1 protein-coding gene and 1 pseudogene are annotated in these 2,998 nt (G+C 47.4%); one reads left to right on the top strand and one right to left on the bottom strand.

What is annotated here, in order from left to right; genetic code table 11:
* Nucleotides 1-136: 136 nt before the first annotated feature.
* Nucleotides 137-1,945 carry a translational GTPase TypA gene (gene typA, locus Q0200_RS02095; RefSeq protein ID WP_297937151.1) on the bottom strand — a complete coding sequence of 603 codons (1,809 nt, stop codon included), beginning with the start codon at nucleotides 1,943-1,945 and terminating at the stop codon, nucleotides 137-139.
* A gap of 117 nt (nucleotides 1,946-2,062) precedes the next feature.
* On the opposite strand from typA, the pseudogene Q0200_RS02090 reads away from it, so the two are divergent.
* A pseudogene (locus tag Q0200_RS02090) lies at nucleotides 2,063-2,998 on the top strand (flagellar hook-length control protein FliK); the annotation flags it as partial.

Genomic DNA, 2,998 nt, shown 5'->3' with positions numbered 1-2,998 from the left:
TTTTTTCTTATACTTAAAACTAAAATTTGACGTCAAATTTGAGCGGATTTAAAGCGGATGTAAAATATTGCGAGAAAACTAAGAAGCAAAAATTAGCCTGCAAGAAGCTCAAATTTGCAGGCTAAATTTATAAAATTTACTCTTTTGTTTTTGCCATTCTGCGGCGTATGGTCGGATCCAGATAGCGTTTGCGCACGCGTATATTCGTCGGCGTGACTTCAACTAGCTCGTCCTCCTCGATCCACTCCAGAGCGCGCTCAAGGCTGAGCTTTCTAGGCGGTACGAGCTTGATAGCGTCGTCAGAGCCGCTAGCGCGCACGTTGGTTAGGTTTTTGCCTTTGATTGGGTTTACGTCCAGATCGTTTGGACGGCTGTGCTCGCCGATGATCATGCCCACGTAGGTTTTGGTTTGCGGATCGACGAAAAGGACGCCGCGATCTTGTAGATTCCAGAGGCTATACGCCAGCGTTACGCCGTTTTCCATCGACACTAGAGCGCCGTTACTGCGGTGTTCGACGCTGCCTATAAGCGGACGAAACTCGAGGAAGCTGTGGTTCATGATGCCCTCGCCCTTCGTATCGGTCAAAAACTGGCTTCTAAAGCCGATAAGACCGCGTGCAGGGATCTCAAACTCGATCCTCGTCTGTCCGTCGCCGGTAGGGTTCATCGAGGCCATCTCGGCTTTTCTACGTCCGAGTTTTTCGATCACGGTGCCGCTAAACTCGTCCGGCACGTCGCATACTAGTAGCTCAAATGGCTCGCAGCGCACGCCCTCGATCTCTTTGATGATGACTTCCGGACGTCCGAGGCAAAACTCAAAGCCCTCGCGGCGCATGTTTTCGGCCAAAATCGTGATTTGTAGCTCGCCGCGTCCGCTAACCTTAAATTTACCCTCGCCGATGTTTTCGTAGCGCATCGCGATATTGGTTTTCATCTCGCTGGCTAGACGTTCATCTAGTTTGTTTGATGTTACGTGCTTGCCCTCGGTGCCAGCTAGCGGACTATCGTTTACGCTAAATACGACGCTAAGCGTAGGTTCCTCGATCTTTAGCGGATCAAGCGGCATAGGAGAGTTTGGATCCACGACGCTATCGCCGACGTCCAGCGCCTCAAAGCCCGCTATCGCCACGATATCGCCCACTTGCGCCTCATCTATGTCGCGGCGCTCAAGACCCAAAAATCCGATGAGTTTTGAAATCCTACCCGTCGTTTTCGTGCCGTCGGCTTTAGCAAGCATCACGTTTTGGTTTTTAGAAATTTTGCCGTTAAAGATACGAGCGATGCCGATTTTACCGACGTAGTTGTCGTAATCAAGCGTGAAAACCTGAAGCTGTAAAGGATTGTTTATATCGCCGCTAGGAGCCGGAACGTGAGACAAGATCGTCTCGAAAAGCGGCTGCATGTTTACGTTTTCGTCGGCCAAATTTAACTTCGCGTAGCCGTTTCTAGCCGCTGCATAAACGACGGGGAACTCTAGCTGCTCGTCGTTTGCCTCAAGCGCTACGAAAAGGTCGAAAATTTCGTTTATCACGCGGTCCGGATCGGCCGCGGGTTTGTCGATTTTATTTACGACGACGATCGGGCGAAGGCCGAGCGAGAGCGCCTTTTTCACGACGAATTTAGTCTGCGGCATTACGCCTTCTTGTGCGTCTACGAGCAATAAAACGCCGTCTACCATCTTTAGCACGCGCTCTACCTCGCCGCCAAAATCGGCGTGGCCCGGGGTGTCGATGATGTTGATCTTGGTGTCTTTGTAGCGGATCGCGGTGTTTTTCGAGAGGATCGTGATGCCGCGCTCGCGCTCGATGTCGTTGCTGTCCATCACGCGTTCGCCGACGGCTTGGTGCTCGTTAAAAGTACCCGATTGTTTCAAAAGCTCGTCAACCATCGTGGTTTTGCCGTGATCGACGTGAGCGATGACGGCGATGTTTCGTATCTTTTCCAAATTTTTCTCCGTTATTAAAATAGGGCTGATTTTAGCCAAATTTTCCTTATAAAAATAATAAAGCTACTTTGGAACGTTTCTTGCATGGTTTATAGAAGTTAATTTCAAAGGGTTTTTATGCAGACTACTCAAAACGATATTTTATCATTTGACGCGAGCATCAAAGGCGGCGTGAAAAAACAGAGCAAAAACGCGCAAAAAGGCGGTAAAGAAGACGGCGAATTTCTCTCTATGGTGCTAGACGCGGCCGCGAAAAAGGGCGAAAATTTAAGCGAAAAAGATCTAAAAGAGATGGCAAAAGCCGTAAATTTATCCGCCCAAACAGCTCAAAATCAGCAAACAAAAGCGCCTATCCAAAGCACGGACGTAAAAGAAATTTTGGGCGAGGAAGCGGCGGAAAATTTGTTTGAAAACGCGACTTTTATGCAGCTTTTGCAAATTTTAGAGATGCTTAGCGGCGGCGAAAAAATCAGCAAATTTCCAAATTTCGAAAACCGCTTAGCCAAAGCACTCTCAAGCGAAACGACACTAAACGAGCTAAGGGGAGCCAAAAATCTAAACGAGCTAATAGAGATCGCAAATAAGCTAAATTTGGGTCTAGAAAATATCAAAGTTACGCAAGCTCAGGCTGACGAACTGGGCGAGAAATTTCCGAGTTTGGCGAAAAAAGATTTCTTTGAACCAGTAACGCCAAAGAAAAATTTCGCATTTAGCGAGCTAAAAAACAAGGTCGAAGAGACGATAAGCGCAAGTGAGCCAGAACCCAAAGATACGCTAAATAAGCTACTAGCCGCCGTGCAAGAAGAGCAAAATAAGTCTCAGCCAATAGACGCCAATGCAAAGGCGCAAGACGCACAAAATTTGGCTCAAAACTCTAAAATCATAAAAGAAGCGGTAAAAAACGAGGATGAGAAAGAAGCAAATTTAAAAGACGAAAAACCAAACCTCAAAGCCGAAAGCGAGCTAAATTTAACCGCCGCAAAAAGCGAAAAATCGGGGCTCGGCCAAGACTCTAAAAAGATAAATTTACAAAATTTACTATTCCCCGAGCGC

Source organism: uncultured Campylobacter sp. (assembly GCF_938045225.1).
In the GTDB taxonomy this organism is placed as follows: domain Bacteria; phylum Campylobacterota; class Campylobacteria; order Campylobacterales; family Campylobacteraceae; genus Campylobacter_A.
The sequence above is the reverse complement of the archived record's forward strand: the minus strand, read 5'-3'. Positions and strand labels throughout refer to the sequence as shown.